General features: G+C 60.1%; 21 protein-coding genes. 11 read left to right on the forward strand and 10 right to left on the reverse strand.

The window, feature by feature from the left end; translation table 11 throughout:
• The first annotated feature begins 50 nt into the window (after positions 1-50).
• The 4 genes from LQ232_RS07690 (at position 51) to LQ232_RS07705 (ending at position 4,437) form a co-directional block, all read left to right on the forward strand.
• Entirely contained in the window at positions 51-2,954 is a 2,904-nt protein-coding gene (locus tag LQ232_RS07690; protein WP_230179667.1) for an ATP-binding protein, read from the forward strand.
• A gap of 77 nt (positions 2,955-3,031) precedes the next feature.
• The gene (locus LQ232_RS07695; RefSeq protein ID WP_230179668.1) at positions 3,032-3,316 is read left to right on the forward strand and encodes an H-NS family nucleoid-associated regulatory protein; all 285 of its coding nucleotides are present in this window, start codon (positions 3,032-3,034) and stop codon (positions 3,314-3,316) included.
• 60 nt (positions 3,317-3,376) lie between these two features.
• The gene (locus LQ232_RS07700) at positions 3,377-3,598 is read left to right on the forward strand and encodes a hypothetical protein (RefSeq protein ID WP_230179669.1); all 222 of its coding nucleotides are present in this window, start codon (positions 3,377-3,379) and stop codon (positions 3,596-3,598) included.
• Positions 3,599-3,702: 104 nt separating this feature from the next.
• On the forward strand, positions 3,703-4,437 hold the full coding sequence (locus LQ232_RS07705; RefSeq protein ID WP_230179670.1) for a hypothetical protein: 735 nt from the start codon (positions 3,703-3,705) through the stop codon (positions 4,435-4,437).
• Between the two features lie 46 nt (positions 4,438-4,483).
• Here LQ232_RS07705 and LQ232_RS07710 read toward each other — a convergent pair whose 3' ends face one another.
• Positions 4,484-4,852 (reverse strand): hypothetical protein, encoded by a 369-nt coding sequence (locus tag LQ232_RS07710; protein ID WP_230179671.1) that lies wholly within the window; start codon positions 4,850-4,852, stop codon positions 4,484-4,486.
• A gap of 123 nt (positions 4,853-4,975) precedes the next feature.
• Here LQ232_RS07710 and LQ232_RS07715 point away from each other — a divergent pair, with 123 nt between their 5' ends.
• Positions 4,976-5,665: an outer membrane protein gene (locus LQ232_RS07715; protein WP_230179672.1), complete on the forward strand. Its 690-nt coding sequence runs from the start codon at positions 4,976-4,978 to the stop codon at positions 5,663-5,665.
• A 7-nt stretch (positions 5,666-5,672) separates the two neighbouring features.
• On the opposite strand, the gene LQ232_RS07720 is transcribed toward LQ232_RS07715, so the two are convergent.
• A complete protein-coding gene (locus LQ232_RS07720; protein ID WP_230179673.1) occupies positions 5,673-6,788 on the reverse strand; it encodes an acyl-CoA desaturase in 1,116 nt (371 codons plus the stop codon).
• Positions 6,789-6,804: 16 nt separating this feature from the next.
• The gene (locus LQ232_RS07725) at positions 6,805-7,914 is read right to left on the reverse strand and encodes a ferredoxin reductase (protein ID WP_230179674.1); all 1,110 of its coding nucleotides are present in this window, start codon (positions 7,912-7,914) and stop codon (positions 6,805-6,807) included.
• Positions 7,915-8,035: 121 nt separating this feature from the next.
• On the opposite strand from LQ232_RS07725, the gene fabR reads away from it, so the two are divergent.
• Positions 8,036-8,716, forward strand: coding sequence for an HTH-type transcriptional repressor FabR (fabR, locus tag LQ232_RS07730; protein WP_230179675.1), 681 nt, complete (start codon positions 8,036-8,038; stop codon positions 8,714-8,716).
• 13 nt (positions 8,717-8,729) lie between these two features.
• Here fabR and LQ232_RS07735 read toward each other — a convergent pair whose 3' ends face one another.
• The gene (locus tag LQ232_RS07735; protein WP_230179676.1) at positions 8,730-9,425 is read right to left on the reverse strand and encodes a mobilization protein; all 696 of its coding nucleotides are present in this window, start codon (positions 9,423-9,425) and stop codon (positions 8,730-8,732) included.
• 114 nt (positions 9,426-9,539) lie between these two features.
• On the opposite strand from LQ232_RS07735, the gene LQ232_RS07740 reads away from it, so the two are divergent.
• Positions 9,540-11,960: a catalase gene (locus LQ232_RS07740; RefSeq protein ID WP_230179677.1), complete on the forward strand. Its 2,421-nt coding sequence runs from the start codon at positions 9,540-9,542 to the stop codon at positions 11,958-11,960.
• Positions 11,961-11,997: 37 nt separating this feature from the next.
• On the forward strand, positions 11,998-13,134 hold the full coding sequence (locus LQ232_RS07745) for an acyltransferase (RefSeq protein ID WP_230179678.1): 1,137 nt from the start codon (positions 11,998-12,000) through the stop codon (positions 13,132-13,134).
• On the opposite strand, the gene LQ232_RS07750 is transcribed toward LQ232_RS07745, so the two are convergent.
• The gene (locus LQ232_RS07750) at positions 13,131-13,331 is read right to left on the reverse strand and encodes a hypothetical protein (RefSeq protein ID WP_230179679.1); all 201 of its coding nucleotides are present in this window, start codon (positions 13,329-13,331) and stop codon (positions 13,131-13,133) included. The genes LQ232_RS07745 and LQ232_RS07750 overlap by 4 nt on opposite strands.
• Before the next feature lie 205 nt (positions 13,332-13,536).
• On the opposite strand from LQ232_RS07750, the gene LQ232_RS07755 reads away from it, so the two are divergent.
• A complete protein-coding gene (locus LQ232_RS07755; RefSeq protein ID WP_230179680.1) occupies positions 13,537-13,740 on the forward strand; it encodes a 2TM domain-containing protein in 204 nt (67 codons plus the stop codon).
• 157 nt (positions 13,741-13,897) lie between these two features.
• Here LQ232_RS07755 and LQ232_RS07760 read toward each other — a convergent pair whose 3' ends face one another.
• The 3 genes from LQ232_RS07760 to LQ232_RS07770 form a co-directional block, all read right to left on the reverse strand.
• Positions 13,898-14,923: an acyltransferase gene (locus LQ232_RS07760; RefSeq protein WP_230179681.1), complete on the reverse strand. Its 1,026-nt coding sequence runs from the start codon at positions 14,921-14,923 to the stop codon at positions 13,898-13,900.
• A 245-nt stretch (positions 14,924-15,168) separates the two neighbouring features.
• Positions 15,169-16,374: a serine hydrolase gene (locus LQ232_RS07765; RefSeq protein ID WP_230179682.1), complete on the reverse strand. Its 1,206-nt coding sequence runs from the start codon at positions 16,372-16,374 to the stop codon at positions 15,169-15,171.
• Between the two features lie 129 nt (positions 16,375-16,503).
• Positions 16,504-16,836, reverse strand: coding sequence for a multidrug efflux SMR transporter (locus LQ232_RS07770; RefSeq protein WP_230179683.1), 333 nt, complete (start codon positions 16,834-16,836; stop codon positions 16,504-16,506).
• A 244-nt stretch (positions 16,837-17,080) separates the two neighbouring features.
• Here LQ232_RS07770 and LQ232_RS07775 point away from each other — a divergent pair, with 244 nt between their 5' ends.
• Positions 17,081-19,171: a PDZ domain-containing protein gene (locus LQ232_RS07775; protein WP_230179684.1), complete on the forward strand. Its 2,091-nt coding sequence runs from the start codon at positions 17,081-17,083 to the stop codon at positions 19,169-19,171.
• A 49-nt stretch (positions 19,172-19,220) separates the two neighbouring features.
• Here the strand turns inward: LQ232_RS07775 and LQ232_RS07780 are convergent, their stop codons facing one another.
• Together LQ232_RS07780 and LQ232_RS07785 are read right to left on the reverse strand one after the other, a co-directional pair.
• The gene (locus tag LQ232_RS07780; RefSeq protein ID WP_230179685.1) at positions 19,221-19,505 is read right to left on the reverse strand and encodes a hypothetical protein; all 285 of its coding nucleotides are present in this window, start codon (positions 19,503-19,505) and stop codon (positions 19,221-19,223) included.
• Complete coding sequence (locus LQ232_RS07785; RefSeq protein ID WP_230179686.1) at positions 19,502-19,849, reverse strand: zinc ribbon domain-containing protein YjdM; 348 nt, start codon at positions 19,847-19,849, stop codon at positions 19,502-19,504. Before LQ232_RS07785 ends, LQ232_RS07780 begins: the two co-directional genes overlap by 4 nt.
• Positions 19,850-20,216: 367 nt before the next feature.
• On the opposite strand from LQ232_RS07785, the gene LQ232_RS07790 reads away from it, so the two are divergent.
• Positions 20,217-21,017, forward strand: a complete 801-nt coding sequence (locus tag LQ232_RS07790; protein WP_230179687.1) for a PEP-CTERM sorting domain-containing protein — start codon at positions 20,217-20,219, stop codon at positions 21,015-21,017.
• The last annotated feature ends 747 nt before the right edge of the window (positions 21,018-21,764 follow it).

Raw genomic sequence — 21,764 nt, forward strand, 5'->3', positions numbered from 1 at the left:
TGCACCAGAATGACATGTGGGGTGGCGTTCAGGCGGAGAGCCAAATCAAGATGAGTTTGAGCCTTTCAAGTCGGGTGTTGCTGCAGGTGGGGCTGCTGATGGCGGCCGCAACGGGCTTGACGACGGCCCTCATCTACCGCGATACCTTGCAAGACGTTCGGGCCTTGACCGCCCAGAACCTCCAGGAGGTTTTAGCGGCACGCCATGAGCTTGACGCGCAGCCTTTCCAGTTTGCCCAAGACAACACACTGCGCTTGCGCAACGCCTGGCTGGAGCGCTTGCAGGCCAAGGACGACCTTGATCCGCGAGCCGAGTTCAACGCCTGGTTTGTGCGTGACAGCGATGGCGTGACGCGCGTGCGTCCAGAGCGCGATGACCACCTCCGCCTGCCCAGTGTGGGCCTGTTGCCCGGCGCCAAGCACGATGCCTTGCTGCGCCGCCAGGTGATGACGGCGTTTGAACTGCTGCGCGAGTGGGGTCCGCTGATGACCGAGCGCTACTACTCGGCCTACATCGCATTGCAAGGCAAGGGCATCATCATGTATTCGCCCAGCGTGAATTGGGGCCGGCTGTTGGACAAGGACACCAACGAGTTCGACCATGCCCCTCTGCGTGACGCGTCGCCCAGTCGCAATCCAAAACGATCCAGCACCTGGACCGACCTGTACTTCGACGACAAGGCCCGCACCTGGATGGTCTCTGCCGTGGTGCCGATCGATGTGGATGGCGAATGGGTTGGCCTGGCAAGCCAGGACGTCTCCATCGACGCTTTGATCACCCGCACCATCCAGCAGACCACCCAGGGTGTCTACAGCCTGATATTCAATGACAAGGGCGAGCTGATCGCGCATCCCCGCTTGATGGACAAGATCAAGTCAGCGAAGGGCGAACTCAAGCTCGATGCCTTGCAAGACCCGGTGCTGACCGAGATCTACCGGCAGGTGAAGCAGGCTGGCCAGGCCCCTGTGGTGAGGGACACCAGCGACCACACGTTGGTGCTGGGCATTGCCCACATCGCGGGGCCCAATTGGTACACGGTGACCGTTTACCCGCGCGGCGTGGTGGACCAACTGGCCATGAACGCAGCGCGCAACGTGGTCATGCTGGGTGCCTTGGCGCTGTTGGCCGAGCTGCTGCTGTTGGCGTGGATCGTGCGGCGCCAGATCAGCCGGCCTTTGCGCCATCTGCAAATGGCCGCCGTTGCCATCGAGGCGGGGGAGCCCCCTCGCGTGCTGCCCAAACGGCGGGATGATGAGCTGGGCCACTTGTCGGAAAGTTTCAACCGCATGGCACTGGCGGTGCGTTCGCAGGTCAAGTCGCTGAAAGAGAAAGAGTCCTACCTGCGCTTGCTGATCGATACCTTGGCCGAAGGCATGGTGGTGCGTGAGCGCAGTCTCAAATTGCTGGACTTCAATGATTCAGCGCTGGCCTTGTATGGGGTGACCCGAGAGCAGGCCACGGCGGTGACGGCCTCGGGCGACCCTGTCCGCTATGGCATCAGGCAGTTTCGGCCGGATGGCAGCGAGTACGCCCCCAACGAGTTGCCCTTCCAACGCATGATGGAATCCCGCCAGCCGGTGCGTGGCGAGTTGATCAGAATCCAGCGCAGCGATGGCACCAGCATCTGGGGTTCAGTGAACGTGTCGCCCCTGTACCGCGAGGGCGAAGACGCGCCCTATGCGGGCATGACCGTCATCAACGATGTCACGCGCTACATCAAGGCCGAGCAGGAGCTCCGTGCCGCCAACGAAGAGCTGGAGCGGCGTGTGCAGTCGCGCACCACCGAGCTGCAGCAGGCCAAAGAAGAGGCCGAGCACGCCAGCCGCGCCAAGACCGAGTTCCTCTCTGGCATGAGCCACGAGTTGCGCACGCCCCTGAACGCCATCCTGGGTTTCGCCCAATTGCTGGCCTTGGCCAGGCCGCCGCTCAGCGAGGCTGACCTGCACAAGGTGCGCCAGATCGAGGCGGCCGGCTGGCACCTGCTCGAGTTGATCAACGAAGTGCTCGACCTGGCCAGCATCGAGGCCGGCGCCGTGGGCACCTCCATGGAGCCCCTGGACCTGGGCTTGGTCATTGAGGAAACCCTGGAGATGGTGGCGCCGGTGGCCGAGGAGCGCAACGTGGTGCTGCTCAACCGCGGCAATCCAGGCGAGGTAACCTGGGTGGTGGCCGACCGCAAGCGGCTTAAACAAGTGCTGAGCAACCTGCTGTCCAACGGCGTCAAGTACAACCGTGATCAGGGCACAGTGACGGTGACCGTGGAGCCAGGCAATCCGGGGCAGGTGGTGCTGGTGGTGAGCGACACAGGGCGTGGTTTGACCCCGCAGCAGCTCGATCGCCTGTTCCAGCCATTCACGCGGTTCGAGACCGAAGGCGAGGTGATCCAGGGCACGGGCATTGGCCTGGTGATCACGCGCCGGCTGGTCGAGCTGATGGGTGGGCAATTGACCGTGGAATCATCACTCGGCCAAGGGTCGACGTTCCGGGTTCACCTGAAAGCGGCCGCGCCACCGGCCGGCGTGGCCGAGAAACTGGCGCAGGCCGAGGGCAATTCCCTTGCATTGCCAGGGGTGATGGCCGAAAGCCGATTGCTCTATGTCGAGGATAATCCGTCGAATGTTGAGTTGTTCACTGGCGTGATGGCCCTGCAAACGGGCTACCGGGTCGAGGTGGCCACCGATGGGTTGCAAGGTTTGGCGATGGCCCGGGCCAATCCCCCCGACCTGGCGGTGATCGACATCAATTTGCCGGGCATTGATGGCATTGAGCTGTGCCGCCGTTTGAAGGGTGATCCCGCCACGCGCCACATCCCTTTGATTGCGCTGAGTGCCAATGCCATGCCCAGCGATGTGGCCAAAGCCCAACGTGCGGGGTTTGATGTTTACCTCACCAAACCTTTGAATGTCGTCCAGCTTTTTTCTGAAATTGACCGCATGTTGAACCTGCGTGAATAATTACCCCGATTGATATTCCATTCAATGTTTGAATACCAAGAGAACACCCTCAGACGTGATTCCATCTTGAAAAAACCATGTTGACCGCAGAACAAGAAGCAGTACTGCGTTCGATCAGGAAACTCCTCGATTTCTGGCAAATATCGCCCGATGAATTGGGCATCGAGGAGTCGGAGATGATCGTGCGCAAACCCGAGCCATTGCCCGTGCCCGCAGGCCCCAAATACAAGCATCCCCACACGGGTGAAACCTGGAATGGAGAAGGTTCGCAACCCTCGTGGATACGCGAAGCCTTGACCAAGGAAGGCTTCACCGTCGAGGAATTGCGACTGGCCACGCCTTCACCTGAGCAGGTTTCCTGATCGCAGGAACATGCCTTGCTGGGTTAAACCCACCAACCGCATGTTTCCAAGGACGCGATCATGACTAATTCTGCTTCCGTGAGTGTGGGCCATGGCCCCGGCACCCCTCGCAATGAAGGCACGGCCAAGGACAGGGGCACCCCTGTGCCCGATTCCAACCTCACCGAGATCGAACCTACCCAGGAGCTGGATCGCCAATCTGGCCCCGTAAAGACTGCCTCTGGCCAAGGCGCAGACCAGTTGCTGCCGGGCACCAAGCGAGGACCGGCGCAGCCCCGTTGACGCCATTCGCAGGAATGGAGATTGCCCCTTTTCCAGCGAACCGTGCCTGTCAAAAGCAAGCGTCGGTTTGTTTGAACTCCACGAGGAAATGAAAGGGCAAGATCATGACTCAACGACGTAACAACGACGAAGGTTTTCGCAATCAGCAACCAGGCGGCCAGTCCAGCTGGGGTGACCAGCCAGGCAGCAGGCAACAAGGTGGCCAGCAGGGCGGCCAATTTGGCGGCCGGCAAGACCAACACAGCCAGTTCAGTGGTTCGAGCGGGTCGTCGCAATACGGCGGCACCCCCTTTGGCGGACAGCCATCGGGCAACCGTTACGGCAATCCCTACTCACCGTCTTATGGTGAAGACCAACAGGACGACCACAACGAACGGCAATTCCGGGACCACTATGGCGCATCGGGGGAGGGCTGGAACCCGTCGGAGCATCAACAACGCTCCTACTACGGCAGCCGCGGTTTTGGGGCAACCGGACATGGGGGGCTGGGCTATTCAGGCTTGGGCGCCTTCGACGCCGGGTTCCGGGCCGACAACAGCAATTTCAGCCAGCAGCAGTTTGACCAGTTTGGCCGCGAGCATTTTGGCCAGCGGGCTGGCTCGCCGTCTTCCCGCCAACAGCAACGCCACGAGGATCCTCACTACCAACAATGGCGTGAAGAGCAGATGCGCCGCTTTGACGAGGATTACCGCCAATGGCATCAAGAACGCTATCAGAACTTTTCAAACGACTTCAATGAATGGCGTGCACGGCGGCAGCAGGGCTCGTCATCGGCTGGCAGCGAGGGCGCTGGCCTGAGCGGTCAGGAAGACAAGGGCAACAAGGCTGGCAACAAATAGGCGGTTGCCCTTTACTGCTTGCCCTCTTACCCATGGCGGCGGCACTTCAGCCGCCTGCCTTGTCCAGGCGCTTGTGCGCCCACTCGTTGCCCACCTCATGGCGGATGGCCGAAACCACTTCACCCAGCACCTCCTTTGGCACGACCGAACCGAAACGCTCGTTCAAGGCCCGGTCGGCCAGCACGGGCTCGCCGTCGCCCCACAGGTAGTCATCACCTTGTTCGCTGTGTGGCACGGCATCTCGCGGATCTTCCAGGTGGGTCGCGAACCAACGCCACAGTGCAGCCTTCTGGAACTCGGCATTGGCTTGCTTGAGCCACTGTTCATCGGGTTCATAGCGTGATGCGGTGAGGTTGCCGGCTTCGGGTGGCAGGTCCACGGGGCCATTGGGCCAAAGGCGGTCGGTGACACTCATGGCGGTCTCCGGTAGAAGGAATGCCTTCTTCCAGCAATCGGGATACCGCCCTCGCGGCGGCACGCAGATTGCCATGTGGTGGTGCATTTTCATCTCACCAGTCACCCATTGAAAGGAGCACCCATGCAACCAACGCTTGGTCGTCAATTCAAAACCGGCCTCACGGCCGCATCGGCTGCGGCCTTGCTCTCCATGGCCATGGCAGGGCCGGCCATGGCGCAAAGCCAGGGTGGCGCGCAGCCTGCCTTGCCTGAAGATCCACCCGCTGCAGGTTACGGTGGCCAAGGCCCATCCGCCAGTGATCTGCGCTACTCATGGTTGCCTTACACCACCTCTGGCTACGTGGGCATCAGCGTCGGCAAGGGCGAGCTGCACACCACCTGTGTGGCGGGCTTGAGCTGCGAAGATCCGGACACTTCCGGCAAGATTTACACCGGCGGCATGTTCAACCCCTACCTGGGCATTGAGCTGGGCTACATCCAATGGGGTGATGCCGATCACAACGGTGGCACGCAAAAGGCCCGGGGCGTCAACGCCATGCTGACCGGCTTCGTGCCCTTGGGCCCCAGGTTCACGCTGGTCGGCAAGGTGGGCACCACCTATGGCTGGACCAAGAGCGCGCCTGCGGCCGGTGTGGTGGCGCCCGCCGGCTCAGCAGATGCCTTTGCCCTGGCCTATGGCGCGGGCGTGAGCTTTGACTTCACGCGCAACTGGAGCGTCACGCTGGACTGGGAACGCCACAAGCTGAAGTTCCAGAACGAAGGCCGCCAGGATGTGGATCTGGCCACCTTGGGCGTGAAATACCGCTTCTGATGAAGTGTCAGGACCGGTCCATGGCCCAGTCGCCCTCGGGCGCCAAGCTCTTGGGCCGGCTGGGCAAGGCGTGACGCAGGATGCGCCAGATGACCTGACCGAATTGGCGGGCGAATGAGCCGGTGTTGTAGTGCTGGCCGTAGCGTGCGCAGATGGCTTGAACCTGGGGCGCCATCTCGACATAGCGGTTGGCTGGAAGGTCAGGGAAGAGGTGGTGCTCGATCTGAAAGCTCAGGTTGCCCGACATCAGGTTCAGCAGGCGTCCTCCCTTGAGGTTGGATGAGCCCTTGATCTGGCGTGCGTACCAGTGGCCGCGTGTTTCGTTCTTCACGATGCTGCGCGGGAAGGTTTCCACATCGGTGGTGAAGTGGCCGCAGAAGATGATGCTGTAGGTCCACACATTGCGCATGCCATTGGCGATCAGGTTGCCCAACAGCACCGGCAGAAAGAACGGGCCCGCCAGCAGCGGAAAGATCACGAAATCCTTGAGCAATTGGTAGCGCATCTTCTTGCCCACTGGCTTGAATTGCTCGCCCAACTGCTTGCCGGTAATCCTGCCTTTGAAATATCGGCCGAGGCGCAGGTCCTGGATGGCCACGCCCCACTGGAACAACAGCGCGAAGATGACCGCGATCAGGGGCTGGAAGAGGAAGAACGGGCTCCACTTCTGTTCGGGGAACAGGCGCAGCAAGCCGTAGCCAATGTCGTCGTCCATGCCGTGCACATTGGTGTAGGTGTGGTGGCGGAAGTTGTGGGTCTTGCGCCAGCTGTCGGCCGTGCCGACGATGTCCCACTCGTAGGTCTTTCCGTTCAGCGATGGGTCGCCCATCCAGTCGTACTGGCCGTGAATGACGTTGTGGCCCACCTCCATGTTCTCGATGATCTTGGACACGCCCAACATCAAGGTGCCCAGCACGAATGCGGGCGGGAACAGGCCGGCCATGAGGATGACGCGGCCGCCCGCTTCCAGGTAGTTGACGGCCTTGACGACGCGGCGGATGTAGCGCGCATCGCGCTCGCCCAAGTCGGCCACGGTGCGTGCGCGCAGGGCATCGATCTCCGCGCCAAACTGCGCCAGTTCTTCGTCGTTCAGGGGGCGGCTGAGGGATTTGGATGAAGTCATGCTGGATCAGCTTTCGTCAAAGGTCGAGCGTGAGGTCGGTGCAGGCGCGGCTGACGCACAAGCGCAAGGCCGAGGTCGGGATGTCTTCCTTGTCGCCGGTGTGCAGGTTCTGTGTGATGCCGCTTTGCTTGCCGCAAGCGCAGGTGTTGCAAATGCCCATGCGGCACCCCGAAGGCAGGCTCAGGCCCTGGGCTTCCAGGGCAGGCAGCAAGGCTTCGCCGGTGGGCACTTCCAGGGTGCGGCCGCTCAGGGCCAGGTTGATGCGCACGGTGCCCACGGCATCCGTGGTGGCCAAGGGCCGCGGCGTGAACGCTTCACCCACGAACGACAAGGCATGGCCCACGCTGAGGGCGCGTGCGGTGTCAACAAAGCCTGCCGGCCCGCAGGCGTAAACGCGGCGTTGCGCCAGATCGGGCACCAGGGTGGCCAACAACTGGGCATTCAGGCGTTCGGCGTGTTCACCGTTCAAACGTTGGGCTTCCTGGGTCAGCACGAAGTGAACCTGGAAGCGCGGCTGGCGGGCGGCCAATGCGCGCGACTCGGCCATGAAGCACAGTTCGGCGCGCGTGCGTGCCCAGTAGATCAAGGTCAGGTCGTGCGTCAGGCCTGCGGCGTCAAGGGCTCGGGTCAGGCTCATCAAGGGCGTGATGCCGCTGCCGGCGGCCAGGAGCAGGATTGATCCGGGGGTTTGTGCGCCGCCTGAGGACACCTGTGACAGTGACATGTCGCCAAACGCCAGGCCAATTTCAAGGGCATCGCCCACTTTGGCTTGCCGGCACAGGTGTTGGCTGAGCTTGCCGCAATCGACTTGTTTGACAGTGATCGACAAGCGTTTGCCCGAGCGGGAGATGCGCGTGGGACTGTAGCTGCGCGTCACGCGTCGGCCATTGACTTCGGCGCTGACGTTGACGTGCTGCCCGGGCTGGATGGCGCCGCAATGGCGGTTGGCCTTCAGGTCCAGGGTGACGGTGCCCTGGGCTTCAATGCGGCGGGCCACCACGCGTGCCAAGGGGCGCTCCCATGACCAGGCAGGATTGAGGTGTCCGGCCCAGAAATCAAACACGGATGGTTTGATCAAAGGGGCGATCAGGCGGCTCAGCGATCTCTGGGTGGAACGGGCGGTCACAGGGTCTCCGAAAGCAGACGTTGACCGCATTGTAGGTAATTTAGAACATTTGTCTATACGGTTGTATATTAATGTTTGACGGTACAATCCCTCGGTCTCTTTTCACAAAGCGCGCCGGCCCTTGGACACGTCCCTAGACCTTCCTTCCACCATGCCCGGTGCGGCGCCTTCCAGCCACGCCGTGGGCCGCAAAGCCGTGATCTCCCGAGAGGACATCATCGCGGCGGCCCTCAAGCTGGTGGGGCCTCACCGCAGCGTGTCGTCACTCAGCCTGCGTGAGGTGGCCCGAGAGGCCGGCATTGCCCCCAACAGCTTTTACCGCCAGTTTCGTGACATGGACGAGCTGGCCGTGGCCTTGATCGACCGGGCAGGGCGCTCTTTGCGGCAAATCATCGGTGAGGCGCGGCACCGGGCCACGGCCGAGCAAAGCGTGGTGGCCGGCTCCATCCATGCTTTCATGGAGCAGCTTCGCTCCGACGACAAGCTGCTGCACATCCTGCTGTGCGAGGGCACGGTGGGCTCTGATGCCTACAAACAGGCGGTCGAGCGCGAGTTGCGTTTTTTTGAAGACGAACTGCGGCTGGACCTGATCCGACTGGCCGCCGCCAATCAAACCGGCTTGTTCGAGCCGGCGCTGACCGCCAAGGCCATCACGCGCTTGGTGTTCACCATGGGTGCGTCCGCCATGGACATGCCCCCTGATAAACAGGACGAGCTGACCGCCCAGCTCGTGACGATGGTGCGGATGATCATCGTGGGCACGCAGTCCCTGGCGGCCATGCAAGCCAAGCCGGCCGCCTGAGTTTCACGCCTCTTCAGGCGTCGGCCTTGGCCAGCTCGCCATAGGCGTGTTGTAGCCAGGTCTTCAGTCGTTGGCGTTCCATCAAACCCAGGCCGCTGCCATCGCCCCCATTCTTGGCTGCCCAGAAGCTCACGTTGTTGGCGTCGATTTTCTGCACCACGTTGTCGTGCAGGTGCTTGATGGCGATCACCTTGGCGCCCAGGCCCAAGGCGCGTTCAAGCTGGCCTGATTTCTCAAGCTGGCTGAAATCATCTCCGCGCAGCTGGTTTTGCACCAACACGTAGTTCAGGCGCGGGCCGAAGCGGTCCAGCAGGCGCGTCAGCAGGTTGACCGAATCGCGGCCCGAATCCATCACGTGCCAATAGGTGAGCTTGAAGCCGGCTTCGCCGGCCATGTCCAGCACGCCTGATTCCTCCATCCATTTGACCAAAGGCTCGTGCGTTTGCGCGGCCAGGTCCACCAGCACGCGTTGCCCGGGCTTCTCGATCGCGGTCTCAACGATGTGGTCAAGCGCTTCGTAACGGTCGATCAGCACCGGCGAGGCAAAGCCGGCATAAAAGCGCAGCAGGGCGCCGTGAGACCGGTCGGTGTCAAACCCCACAAAGGGCAGTTGCTGGTCGATGAAGTACTGGGCCAGCAGGCGCGAGACCATCGATTTGCCGACCCCGCCTTTTTCACCGCCGATCAGGTGGATTCGTGTGTCTTGCATGAGGTGTGCCAAAGGTTGTAAACCTGAACTTGCAGCAAGCTTTGCGCCAAGCTGCGAAGCGGCACCCCGATTGCTGCTGGGTCTCTTGTATCGCCACCACATTGAAAGAGACCCATGGCAACGCGAAAGAGCACACCTTCCAAAACCGAATTGAATCTTGGCTCCACCCTGGCCACCGTGTCCGGCCCTTCGACCACACCGCCCCCCAAGGCCTCCAAGGCCACCGACCCAGTGTTGCCAGACCTGGTCAACAAAGTCAGCGCGTCCGCCGATCTGGCCGCGGCCATGGTGTGGAACCAGAACAAGCCCGCCGAGCACGGTGAGGCCGCCTACAAGCCTCCGCAAGGCCAATCGGCGACGCCAAGCACACCACTGGCCACGGCCAGCACCGTGAGCGAGAAGGCGGTGTCTGAGAAGGTTGGCGCGGGCCTGCCACCCGAGGGGCACAACCCCACGGTGGGGTCGCTCGACCGCGTGCGCGTGGATTCGGGCGGCCAGGTGCTGACCACCAACCAGGGCGTGGCCATTGCCGACAACCAGAACTCGCTCAAGGTCGGCCTGCGCGGGCCCACCGCGATGGAAGACTTCATCCTGCGCGAGAAGCTCACCCACTTTGACCACGAGCGCATCCCAGAGCGCGTGGTGCATGCGCGCGGATCGGCCGCCCACGGTTACTTCGAGTGCTACAAGCCCCTCACTGGCTTCACCAAAGCGGCGCCCTTCAAAGAGGCGGGCAAGCGCACTCCGGTGTTCGTGCGCTTCTCGACCGTGGCGGGCGAGCGTGGCTCGGCCGATACCGTGCGCGATGTGCGCGGATTTGCCGTCAAGTTTTACACCGACGAAGGCAATTGGGACCTGGTCGGCAACAACATCCCCGTCTTCTTCATCCAGGACGCGATGAAGTTCCCTGACCTGGTCCATGCCGTCAAGCCCGAGCCGCACCATGCCATGCCGCAAGCCTCATCGGCGCACGACACCTTCTGGGATTTCGTGTCGCTGATGCCCGAGTCCACCCACATGCTGATGTGGCAGATGTCCGACCGGGCCATTCCACGCAGTTACCGCACCATGCAAGGCTTTGGCGTGCACACCTTCCGGCTGGTCAACGAGGCTGGCGAGTCGGTGTTCTGCAAATTCCACTGGAACCCCGTGGCCGGCACCCATTCGCTGGACTGGGACGAGGCCGTCAAGATTGCCGGGGCCGACGCTGATTTCCACCGCCGCGACCTGTGGGAGGCCATCGAGGCGGGCGCCTTCCCTGAGTGGGAGCTGGGCCTGCAGATCTTCACCGAGGACCAGGCCGACAACTTTGATTTCGATGTGCTGGACCCCACCAAGATCATCCCGGAAGAGCTTGTGCCCCTGACGATCGTGGGCAAGATGGTGCTCAACCGGAACCCCGACAACTTCTTCGCGGAAACCGAGCAGGTGGCCTTTTGCACGGCCCACATCGTGCCCGGCATCGACTTCAGCAACGACCCCTTGCTGCAAGGCCGCATCCATTCTTACCTGGACACCCAGATCTCGCGCCTGGGCGGGCCCAACTTCCACGAGATCCCCATCAATGCGCCGGTCAACCAAGTGCACAACAACCAGCGCGACGGCATGCACCGCCAGGCCGTGCACCGTGGCCGTGTGTCTTACGAGCCTAATTCGCTGGGCGGTGGCTGCCCCTTCCAGGCTGGGCGCATGACCGGTTTCACCTCCTTCCCCCAGCCGGTGGCTGAGGACAAGGTTCGCGGCAAGCCCGAGAAGTTTGCCGAGCACTACGCACAGGCCACCTTGTTCTGGCAAAGCCAGACACCCATTGAGCAAGAACACATCATCAAGGCCTACCGCTTCGAGTTGAGCCGCGTGCAGATCCAGGCCATCCGCGAGCGCGTGGTGTCGATGCTGGCCAACGTTGATGCCGATCTGGCCTTGGGCGTGGCCACTGGACTGGGCATCCTTGTGCCATCCCCCATGCCCTTGGCCACCGACCAGCCTGCGCCCGTGTACGAGCCGTCTCCCGCGCTGTCACTGCTGGCCCGGCCGGGCGATGGCTCGATCAAGGCGCGCCGCGTGGCGCTGTTGGTGGCCGATGGCGTTGAGCCCGAATCCCTCAAAGCCATCTACACGTCCTTGATCCAGGAAGGGGCCGTGCCGCGTTTCGTCGGTGTGCAATTGGGCGCGGTCGAAGCCTTGGCCGACACGCCCATCCACGTCGACATCACGCTGGAAGCGTCACCGTCAGTGCTGTACGACGCCTTGGTGATCCCAGACGGCGAGGCTGGCATTGCCTCGCTGGTCGGGGTGGGGCCAGCCCTGGAATTCGTGCGGGACCAGTACCGTCACTGCAAGCCGATCCTGGTGCTGGGCGCAGGCGCCACCTTGCTGGAAGCGGCCGGGGCCTCGCCCGATCTGCCTTGGGGCGAGCCTGATCCAGGCATCATCGTGGGCACCGCGGCGGACGCGGTCACCACGGCCGCCATGTTCAAGGCTGCGATCGCCAAGCACCGGCACTTCCAGCGCTTCATGGATCCACCCGAAGTCTGAGCCTTAAAATCCGCCCCTTTGGCCCGGGGCGGACACGATGCGGCGGTTTGGCGGACTGGAGGGACTCAGGGCCTGGTTGGCATGGACGGTGGTGTTCGGCCACATCCTGTCATACACCGGCCTTGGTCAACTGCTGCCATGGCTGGCCAAGCCCATGGGCCAGTTGGCCGATGGTGCGGTCATGGTGTTCACCATCCTCAGCGGCTTTGTTGTCACGCATTTGCTGCTGGAGCGCCGCGAACCTTACCGCCGCTACATCACGCGCCGGTTCTTGCGCATCTACCCGGTGTACGCCGTTGCGTTGCTGGCCGGTATTGGCGGCACCTACCTGGCCTTTGACACCTTCCTGTCTCACCCCTGGGGTGAGCTGACGCCAGCCACGCATCGCTTGCTCATGCAATCCGACAGTCTGGCCAGTGGTGATTGGCCTTGGCACTTGGCGGCACACCTGTCCATGTTGCACGGGGCCGTTTCAAGCCAGGTGCTGTACGAGTCGCAGTACATGTTTCTGGGGCCGGCCTGGAGCCTGTCGCTGGAGTGGCAGTTTTACCTGGTGGCACCTTTGGCGGTCGCTCTGGCCACCCACCGCGTGGGGCAGGTGGCGCTGGCCGCTTTGGCCATCTGGGGCTACAGGCTGTACACCAAAGGGGTGTTTGGTGAGTTCATGCTGCCCAGCGTGCTGCCAGGGGCGGCGCTTTACTTTGGCGTGGGCATGAGCACGCGTTTTTGGCTCAGGGCAGATGCAGGTCTCTCGGCGTTTCCGCTGGCCTGGCTGGTGTTGGCCTCGGGCCTGCTGATGAGCGCCGCGGGCACCAACCCGATCCTGGCGTGGGCGGCATTTGTCTGCATGATGCTGCTGAACAAGTCGGCCTCTGACCATGTCAGCCAAGGCGCGCGGTGGGCCTTCGCCAAAGCGTTCAACTCAACCATTGCGCATTGGCTGGGTGAGCGGTCATATGCCACCTATTTGATCCACATGCCCATCTTGCAATTGGTGACCTGGGTTTGCGTGACGCAATTCGGCATGGGCCTGGTACCGACCGCTTGGGCGGCGGTGCTGGTGGCCGTGCCAGCGACGTTGGTGGCCTCTGCACTGCTGCACACGCACGTGGAGTTGCCTGCGATTGCTAGGGGCCGGCGCACCAGCCCGCCGGCAACTGCGGCCACCTGTTAGATCTTTTTCGATTCCTGCAGGAGTTCTTCGGCCAAAGCCTGGCATTGCTTGGCACTCAGCGTGACCCATGCGCCCGACTCAAGTTGCCCCGGGTTTTTCCCCTGGCTGAGAAAGCGCAACCTGACGCCTTTGCCGGCCACGGTGGTGGAGTCCCATCCGGCAATCGTTTCGGACGAAGGGCTTTTCTCTTGAGTCATGGGGCTTCCATCGGGTGGATGGCTCTTTGTTGCGGGACGTGTATTGTCGTATCGGATGAGCCGGATTTTTGGCGCGCGTGGGCCGCGCAATCATGTGCTTACATCTTTGGCGCCAGCAGTCAAACCCGTGGCGGCCAAAGGCGAGCCAGGCCGGCGCCTGAGGCCTAGATTCCAGGGTCTTTCAACCTTGAACCGGACCGCACCCATGGCCACCCGTCAACGCAGTTTGTTGCAACTGAGCTTCGTCATCCATGCCGTGGTTTACGTCATCGTGGTGGCGGGCCTGTGGCGCATCAACCAGACCACTTCCGCCGAGCACGATTGGGCCAGCATCGTGGCCTGGGGCTGGGGCATCGGCCTGGCCGCGCATGGCACGGTCTGGCTCATGCTCAGTCGAAAATCTCGCTGAGCCTGCATTTTCAGTAAGGCGCGCTCAGCGCGTTTGCACCGCCCGCATCAACATGGCGCGGCAGGTTTTCCGGTCGGGGCGCATGTGGCTGTTGACCACTTGGCCGTGCAGGATGCCGTATGGGTTCTCGGCGGGGGGCCGTCGGGGACTGGATGGGTCATCCCTTACCCCTGAGAAGTCGGCCAGGGGCGGTGCTCACCCACCAGCGGTCGAAAGCGAACAGGTACTTCTTCTGGTTCAGTGCACGTTTTTCAAACACGTGCCAGGACATGACGGCGAAGGCCAAGGCGATGGGCAGGCTCAACACCAGATTGCCGTACCAAGTGCGGCCAAAATGGGTGGTGGCCACGATCAGTTGCTGGATGGGAAAGCCATATAAGAACAGCCCGTAAGAGTAATCACCACTTTCAAGGAACTTGCTCTTTCGCGGGTTCAGGTACCCCAGGCAGACCATCATGTAGGCGGCCGGAAACGGCGTCACGTAGATCAGTGCTGGCGTGCGCAGGCAGATGGCGGTCAGTGCGGTGGCAGCGATGAACGCCACGCCGTTGAGCCTGATTCGATCACGGTAGGCGTTGACCAAGACGCCGGCAATGAAGCAAAGCACGATCATTCGGCCAACCCAGCCGGGCACGCCTTGCACGGCAGTGCGGTATTCCAATGCCGCGGTCGCCGCCATGACCACGCCCAGCAGCAAGGATCGGCGCTTGTGCAGGCCGACCGCCGCCAATGCGGCCAGCAGGATGTAGCACTCAAGTTCCGACGGGATGGTCCACAGCTGGCCATTCACCTCGCTCATCGGGTTGCTTTCGAACACCCCGGGCAGGTGATAGTGAATGATCCCCAGGATGTTCTGGAAGTACTGGATGAATTGAGGGTGCTGAAAATAGTCGTTGAGCGGCAGTGTGGTGACCAGTGGCCCCAGCACCAGCGCGCACAAGAGGGTGTCAATGGCCAGCGCCGGGAAGATGCGCAGCCCCCGAAGGCCCAGGAAAACGCCCAGGCTTTTGGAGCGCTCCAGGCTGCCTGAGACAAGGTAGCCGCTCAAAGCGAAGAACAGCGGCAGCAGCATGCCGATGAGCAGCCCGGCAGGTGACGAATTGATCGCTTGTTGCGTGACCATGCCACCGGTGGTCACCGCCGTGTGAAAGCACAGGATGATCAACGCCAGCGTGATTCGCATGTAATCGAAGCCGCTGGGCCGGCCGCCCGTGGCGGTGATGCGTTCACTGATGAGTGGCGCAGAAAATAAAAATGATTTGAGCAAAGTCCACCTCAATGGTTGGTGTGAACGACAAGTTGCCGCCCGCTGACGAGCCAAGGGCGACAAAGCCAAGCCAAGATTGCCGGTGAAGAAGTGTAAAGGGGCACTTAAGCCTGTGCACCACTTATGCGGGGGACTTGCCCCCTCATTTGGGGCGATATCAGTCACCTGGGTTGGGCTGCTTCGGCGTCCACCGCCTTTTGCACGGCCTTGAAGAAGGCCTCGCGGGCCGCCGCGGCCACTGCGTCGCGTGCGCCGCCTGCCCAGTTGGCGTTGGTGACGATCACGAGCTTGCGCTTGGGATCAATGAAGATGCCCTGGCCAAAAATGCCGCGTGCCATGAAGCTGCCGTCGGCAAATGTCCACCATTGGTAGCCATAGCCGCGGCCTGGCTGGCCGATGTCCACACGCGTGCTGGTGGCCTCGGCCAGCCAACCCTCAGGCACGATGCTTTGCCCATTGACGCGGGCGCCGTCGGCGATGAACAGCCCGAATCGAGCGTAGTCTCGCGCGGCGGCCTGGATGCAACAGCCGCTGATCTCCTGCCCCGTCTTGCTCAAAATCCAGGTGGCTTGCTGTTCCATGCCGGCTGGCACCCAGATCTTCTCTGACAGGTAGGTGGCCAGTGGTTTTTTAACTGCCTGGCCCAGCAGGATGCCGATCAGGTTGGTCTCGCCGGTGCTGTAGTGCCAACGCGTGCCTGCGGGCACATCACGGGGCAGGCGGCGCATGTAGCTCACCAGCGCATTGACGCCTTCTTCCGGCTTGTGGTTGTTGAAGCGCGCCACATCGGAGTTTGGATCGGCATAGTCTTCGTTCCAGCGCACGCCTGAGGTCATTGTCAGCAACTGCCGCACGTTGACATCGTCATACGCCGAACCCTTCATCTCCGGGATGTAGTCGGTGATCTTGTCATCCATGCTTTTGATGAAGCCGTCGCGGATGGCGGCACCCACCAGGGTGGAGGTGACCGACTTGGCGACCGAGAAGCTTGTCCAGCGCCCGTTGCCATCGAAGCCCAGGCCATAGCGCTCAAGGCGCACCTTCCCGTCGTGCAGCACGATGAGCGCTGCACTGCGCTGGCCGGCCATGAAGGCGTCGACATCCAAGGGCAAGCGCAGTGGCGGGCCTGGCGGCAAGGCCAAGGGATTGGTGCCGGTGGGTATGGCGCGTGATTTGGCGAGGATGGGCAATCGGTCTAGGGCGCGGAAGCCTGCGTCGCGCTGGGCTTGGGTCCAGAAGAGGACGTTCGCGTTGGTGGGGTGCGTGGCCAGCAGGGCGCGGGTCTCTTTGTCGAGCGAAAACCAGCCAGCGGTGGCGGTGATGGCAAGGGCGGCCAGGGAAGTGAAGGCGAATTTTTTGAGGTTCATAGGCGGTGGGCCAATTCTGAGATATCGATGAGGTTGAGATCGGGGTCTCGCACGTAGACCGATCGAGCCCAGTTCGCGGACGCGTTGATACATCAACACCCGTAGGTCGTCCCCAGACACAGGGCCGCTCTACTTAGCACTGAGGTTGAGCGCAATTACGCCAACCACGATGCAACCGAGTCCCGCTAAGCGCAAAACAGAGGTGGCCTCCTGATACCACATGATGCCCAGCAACGCGGTGAGAGCTGTTCCGGTGCCAGCCCACACAACGTAGGTCAAGCCCATTTCGATGTGTTTGAGTGCGACTGACATCAGCCAAATAGCGCATGAGTAACAAGCCACCACGGCGACCGATGGCCAAACTCTGGTAAAGCCCTCGGTGTACCGCAGCGCAAGGGTGCCCAGCACCTCAGCGAGAACGCTGGCTGCAAGGACAAGCCAGGCGAATGTTTGGGGATTCATGATGAGGTACCTCTCCCGAACCTGCGCCTGTACCGGGCGCGGCCGTGAGGCGGCGAAGGGAGCGGTACCTCGAACCATTCAAATTTTATCGAGCTTTCAGCATATTGGGCCATTGCATGGTTCCGCCCGTGATGCTCTGGACATCACGCCCTCTGCGGCAAAGGGCTCATTTCAAACTTCAGATTAGGGGGGGTAATCTGATGTACCGCATGCGACACTCAGCGACAGAACCAGTGGAGGATTCATGGGAGAACTTCTCTCTTTGCTGCCCAGGGTGCCATCCGAATATGCACTTCCGGCATTCTGCATCTCGCTTCTGACGATTGCTGCCTACCGCACGATGACCAACAAGCGTGTACTTGCCCTCATGGATCGAAGTTTGAATACGCGCTTGAAGGAACACAATCTTTATAAATTCATCCGTTTATTCATCATCCTCATTTTTGTCTTTTGCTTTGCGACCATGATAATGGCCTTCGCGAGCCCCTTGCTCGGAAAATTTGCGCAGAACAAAGGCTTAGCGTTATTCATACAGGCCACGTCTGAATTCAAAAACAAAAACTACACCGAGGCCCGGATTGGTTTCTCGAAATCTTTGGAGCTTGACCCAGATCAACCCAACGCGGACCAAATTCGAGGCTTGATCACAGCGACCTACTATGTTGAAAATCTGCACGAGGAAGGGCTGCTGTTCATCTGCGACGCGTACAAACACAAACTCCGCACCGATCGAACATTTTTATTTTCAGTCCATGCCCATCTGCGTGCCATCAGTCTTCAAAAAGGTGCCGCTTATGCTGAAGCCCTGGCGGCAAAATTTCGAAAAATTTGCCAACGCGATGATTTCTCGGAGTTTTGGGCGCACATTCCCTTCGGGATGATGGAAAGCCTTCGCACGGCCAGGCTGCGCACTGAGCATGGCTGGGAGCTTCTTCCCCAGGCAAAAAAGCGTATCCTCGAATTGCTTGGAATAAAACGTCGTGAAGCATTGTCGAAAAGAGTGGCGAATGAAGACTTCGCGCTTTATTTCACGGATCAATTCGACGAACTGATCACCGAGGTTCGAAATTCATCTTTCCGTGATCTTGCGTTGTTTGACGCCGCAAAATTCACCAAGGGAGAACAACGGGCGCGGTATTTGAAGATGTTCGCGTCCGAGCATGCCAATTCTGCAAGGTATGAGGACGGGCTCATGCTTCTCATCTCCACCCTGGCGGAACTGGGGCGCCGTGACGAAGCGCTCGGTTATGTGGCAAAGATTCAAGAGACGATGGTGGAAAGCGCTGCGGAAATGGCGCTTGCGCCCACATACGTAGCGCTTTCGAAGTTGATTTCAAATGGGGATTTCAACGGGGCGTATCAACTGACCGACAACGTTTGCAAGAAACAGCAATCGCTGGCGCTCAAGTGCAGCGCCGGCATTGTTTTCGAACAAGAAAAACTCTTGGATGCATTGAAGATCTTATCGAAAGAAAATTCTGGGAAAAATTGTTTTCCCGGCAACTATCTGGAGATGCAGCCGCTGATCAAGGAACATGACAAAAAATCACTTAGCCCCCATTGGGTCAAAGGGGTTCGTTCACAGCTTGTCATTTGTTTGGATGTTTTGAAGCAGGCGCAGCCGGAGGATTACCCTAGGGCTTTGTACATTGTTTCATCTCTTTCCCGGCGCGTTAACGATTACAAGACATCCATTGTCTATCTGAATCGTTTTGATCGAGAAATAGAAAACCATGCATTGAAAGATGATGTGCTGACAGAGATCGGGTACCACAAATTAATCGTAGAGAACGATGTTCCGGCGGCGCTTGACATCTTCAACCAGGTCATTGAGAAATATCCAGACAGAAATTCTTACGACAACGCATTGTGGTGGCGAGCCAAGGCGATGAAGGATTCAGGTCATTATGGAAGCGCCATTGAGGATTATGGCCAGATTGCGACCTCCGTGGCCAACAGCCGTTTCAGGGATTGGAGCGTTGAAAAGGCAAACCAGTTGATTTCACTGTCAAGCCTTCCTCCCTTCAATGGCGTGGCATTTCAGAAGCAACATGAGGCCAATGGACTGGTGGTCGTCCAGGTGGCAGACACATCTCCCATGGCAAAAGCGCTCCGCCCCGGCGACCGACTCGTCAAGATCTGCGACGAACATGTTTATGCGATCAACGAGGTCCTGAAGGTGACGCGAAAAATTGTCGATGGAGATTCATGCTCCGTGTTTTATCTGAGAAAGGAAACGGCCATCATGGTGACCGGCAGCCAAAGTGGGGGGTGGAAGCTGAGCCGAGCCACGCTGACTGAAGCGCAAATGCAGCAACTGGCTTTCGGCTATTGATCCAGATGAGCTTACCGACAGACGTCAACTGAGCCGTTAGAGCCCCATCTCACGAATGCGTCAGAGGCGCGTCCACTTCTTTCTCGACGCTGTTGTCAGAAGTCTCTTCAGGCGGCTCAATCTTGCGCAGCCATGACTGAGCACAGTCCACCGTCGTGCCCACAGCGCCATATTCACTGATCAAGCCTTGGCCCTCAACCTTCCAGATGCGGCCGTGCTCACTGTGTTCCCCACGCAGGCACACAACGCGGACTTTCTTGCCCACATTGGGCCCCTTGGTGCCCAGGGCGCCTTCGATGATTTCGGCGTGGTCGCCAGCTTGGATTGGTTTCATGTGAGCTTCCTGACAAATTCTGATTTCAGCCCCATTGAGCCTATCCCGTCGATTTTGCAATCGATGTCGTGATCGCCGTCGGCCAGGCGGATGTTCTTGACCTTGGTGCCAACCTTGACCACGAGCGAAGATCCCTTGACCTTCAAGTCCTTGATCACCGTGACGGTGTCGCCGTCCTTGAGTTCATTGCCGTTGGCATCGCGCACCACGCGGATGTCATCGGGGGCCGACGATGCGGTGGACGCCGCTGACCATTCGTGGCCGCATTCAGGGCAAATGAACTGAGTGCCATCTTCGTAGGTGAAGGCGGACTGGCAATGGGGGCAGGCGGGTAAGGTGCTCATTGGCGAAGTCGCATCAAGAGGGATAAAGAAAAACGCCCCAAGCACTGCTGCTTGAGGCGTTTTGGATTCTAGCTTGACGACGTGCTTCCTATGCCCGATCAGAGGGCTTGGTTGTCAGCCGAACCAAGGTGGCCGTGCCGCTGGCGTCCCGCAGCGAAGCCAGGGTGCAGCCCGGGGCGTTGATTTGCCATGGATCCGAGATCCTTGACCCCTGCCGAACCTCAGCTTATGCTGCGCCAAATTTGATTGAATGCCTCGCACTTCATGATTGCGCGCATGGCATTCGTTCTGCGGCGGCATCCAGCACTTTGTATATCGTTCGTGGTAGTACCAGTACCTTTCTTTCTTTTGCAAAAGGAGAAGTGTGATGGAAGCTAATCGAATTTTTCGGAAATATCTTTTCGCAATAACAGTGCTTGTGAGCTTGGGCGCGATGCCGACTCGTGCCAATGCATTTGCATCTGTTTTTGGTGCGCCATCCGCCGCGGCTTCACTTGCCACGCTTGCTGGAACCGGTGCGGGGGCCGTAGGTGCTGCTGTTGTAGCGGAAGCCGCGGCAGACGGAGCGGGTAAATACGTGGTCGCTGGTGCGATAGTTTTGTTGGTGGTGGATCCGGTGGATGCAACGTATTACAACGGTGCATTCTCCATCAATTTTGCGCCAGATATGCTGAGTCCGATCTACTCGGGCTGGCTTGGAAGTTGGGGAGACACTTCTGCCGACCCCGCACCGCCAGTCAACCCTTCTGGCACTTTTCCTGTTGGAACAACGTTCAATATTCATGCCCCCAATCCAGCCCTGACGGCGTCTGTCGTCAATGACGTCGTCACCGGTATACAAACCGTGACGTTTGACTGGGGACCCTCAGGGCACGCCCAGAGTGATGCCGGGCATTTCAATTTCTACGCTACAGCCTTTCAGGCCAAGCAAGATTTGATCATCAGAAATTTAGGGGCGGGCGCTGCGCCTCTGGCTGGTGCAAATCTATATACCAGCAATCTTGGTGTTTCGTGCTCCGCTGCGGGTAGCAGTGTCCTGTCCCAATGTGGGTCCGAGACAAGTAACTCTTTCACCACCACGGCTGTACCTGAAGTCGAAACTTGGCAGCTGGCTTTGTTTGGTATTGGCATGCTTGGCGGGGTGATGCGTCGGCGGCGCATTCCTTGAGTGCGCTTTGTTGACACCCAGGCGGCGTTCTTCCGCTCGAAGGGCGCTGCCTAAGGTTCGGTTTCCGAACCCACCAAGCTTTGGTCGGTGGCACGGTCGGTGTCAGAGCCGATGTTGCTGACAATCAAGGTGTGTCAAAGGCGCATCAACCTCTTTTTCGATGCTCTTGCCAGAAGTCTCTTTAGGCGGCTCGATTTTGCGAAGCCATGACTGCGCGCAGTCCACAGTCGTGCCCACAGCGCCGTATTCACTGATCAAGCCATCTCCCTCGACCTTCCAGATGTGGCAGTGCTCACTGTGTTCCCTGAGGACCTTGAGCGGGTGGTGCGGTGAATCGGTGTCGGCCTTGATGTAGTCGGCAGTTCCTGCCTCGTACGAAAAGCGTTGGTTGGGGGTTGAAGGCGCGTCCGGGAGTGGTCCCTTCGGCGGCGGTGGTTGGGCCTTTCTTTGGTTGGTTTAACTGCCGTATATATGCAGCAATGAGGGCGGTCCAAAGCGTGGCCCTTGCTCAATTTATTGGGCAAGCACTTGGAACCGGACGAAGCATTTGGGCAGGCACTTCGAAGCCTGCGGACAAAACGAAAGTGGAGTCAGACCGACTTGGCCTTGCGGGCTGAGGTTGAACCGCCCCGGGTTTTGAGGAGGCTCTAACTCTTGAGAAGATAGAGCCATGAGCAAGTCGAACAAGTTTTCCCCCGAGGTACGCGAACGCGCCGTTCGTCTGGTGCAGGAGCATCGAGGCGAATA

This window comes from Aquabacterium sp. CECT 9606 (genome assembly GCF_918741295.1).
Taxonomy (GTDB): Bacteria; Pseudomonadota; Gammaproteobacteria; order Burkholderiales; family Burkholderiaceae_C; genus Aquabacterium.

What these genes read in the sequence shown, in the direction of transcription:
- LQ232_RS07690 (WP_230179667.1), top strand. Translation starts at nt 51, where the DNA reads ATGAGTTTGAGCCTTTCAAGTCGGGTGTTGCTGCAGGTGGGGCTGCTG.
- LQ232_RS07695 (WP_230179668.1), top strand. Translation starts at nt 3,032, where the DNA reads ATGTTGACCGCAGAACAAGAAGCAGTACTGCGTTCGATCAGGAAACTC.
- LQ232_RS07700 (WP_230179669.1), top strand. Translation starts at nt 3,377, where the DNA reads ATGACTAATTCTGCTTCCGTGAGTGTGGGCCATGGCCCCGGCACCCCT.
- LQ232_RS07705 (WP_230179670.1), top strand. Translation starts at nt 3,703, where the DNA reads ATGACTCAACGACGTAACAACGACGAAGGTTTTCGCAATCAGCAACCA.
- LQ232_RS07710 (WP_230179671.1), bottom strand. Translation starts at nt 4,852, where the DNA reads ATGAGTGTCACCGACCGCCTTTGGCCCAATGGCCCCGTGGACCTGCCA.
- LQ232_RS07715 (WP_230179672.1), top strand. Translation starts at nt 4,976, where the DNA reads ATGCAACCAACGCTTGGTCGTCAATTCAAAACCGGCCTCACGGCCGCA.
- LQ232_RS07720 (WP_230179673.1), bottom strand. Translation starts at nt 6,788, where the DNA reads ATGACTTCATCCAAATCCCTCAGCCGCCCCCTGAACGACGAAGAACTG.
- LQ232_RS07735 (WP_230179676.1), bottom strand. Translation starts at nt 9,425, where the DNA reads ATGCAAGACACACGAATCCACCTGATCGGCGGTGAAAAAGGCGGGGTC.
- LQ232_RS07740 (WP_230179677.1), top strand. Translation starts at nt 9,540, where the DNA reads ATGGCAACGCGAAAGAGCACACCTTCCAAAACCGAATTGAATCTTGGC.
- LQ232_RS07745 (WP_230179678.1), top strand. Translation starts at nt 11,998, where the DNA reads ATGCGGCGGTTTGGCGGACTGGAGGGACTCAGGGCCTGGTTGGCATGG.
- LQ232_RS07750 (WP_230179679.1), bottom strand. Translation starts at nt 13,331, where the DNA reads ATGACTCAAGAGAAAAGCCCTTCGTCCGAAACGATTGCCGGATGGGAC.
- LQ232_RS07755 (WP_230179680.1), top strand. Translation starts at nt 13,537, where the DNA reads ATGGCCACCCGTCAACGCAGTTTGTTGCAACTGAGCTTCGTCATCCAT.
- LQ232_RS07760 (WP_230179681.1), bottom strand. Translation starts at nt 14,923, where the DNA reads ATGCGAATCACGCTGGCGTTGATCATCCTGTGCTTTCACACGGCGGTG.
- LQ232_RS07765 (WP_230179682.1), bottom strand. Translation starts at nt 16,374, where the DNA reads ATGAACCTCAAAAAATTCGCCTTCACTTCCCTGGCCGCCCTTGCCATC.
- LQ232_RS07770 (WP_230179683.1), bottom strand. Translation starts at nt 16,836, where the DNA reads ATGAATCCCCAAACATTCGCCTGGCTTGTCCTTGCAGCCAGCGTTCTC.
- LQ232_RS07775 (WP_230179684.1), top strand. Translation starts at nt 17,081, where the DNA reads ATGGGAGAACTTCTCTCTTTGCTGCCCAGGGTGCCATCCGAATATGCA.
- LQ232_RS07780 (WP_230179685.1), bottom strand. Translation starts at nt 19,505, where the DNA reads ATGAAACCAATCCAAGCTGGCGACCACGCCGAAATCATCGAAGGCGCC.
- LQ232_RS07785 (WP_230179686.1), bottom strand. Translation starts at nt 19,849, where the DNA reads ATGAGCACCTTACCCGCCTGCCCCCATTGCCAGTCCGCCTTCACCTAC.
- LQ232_RS07790 (WP_230179687.1), top strand. Translation starts at nt 20,217, where the DNA reads ATGGAAGCTAATCGAATTTTTCGGAAATATCTTTTCGCAATAACAGTG.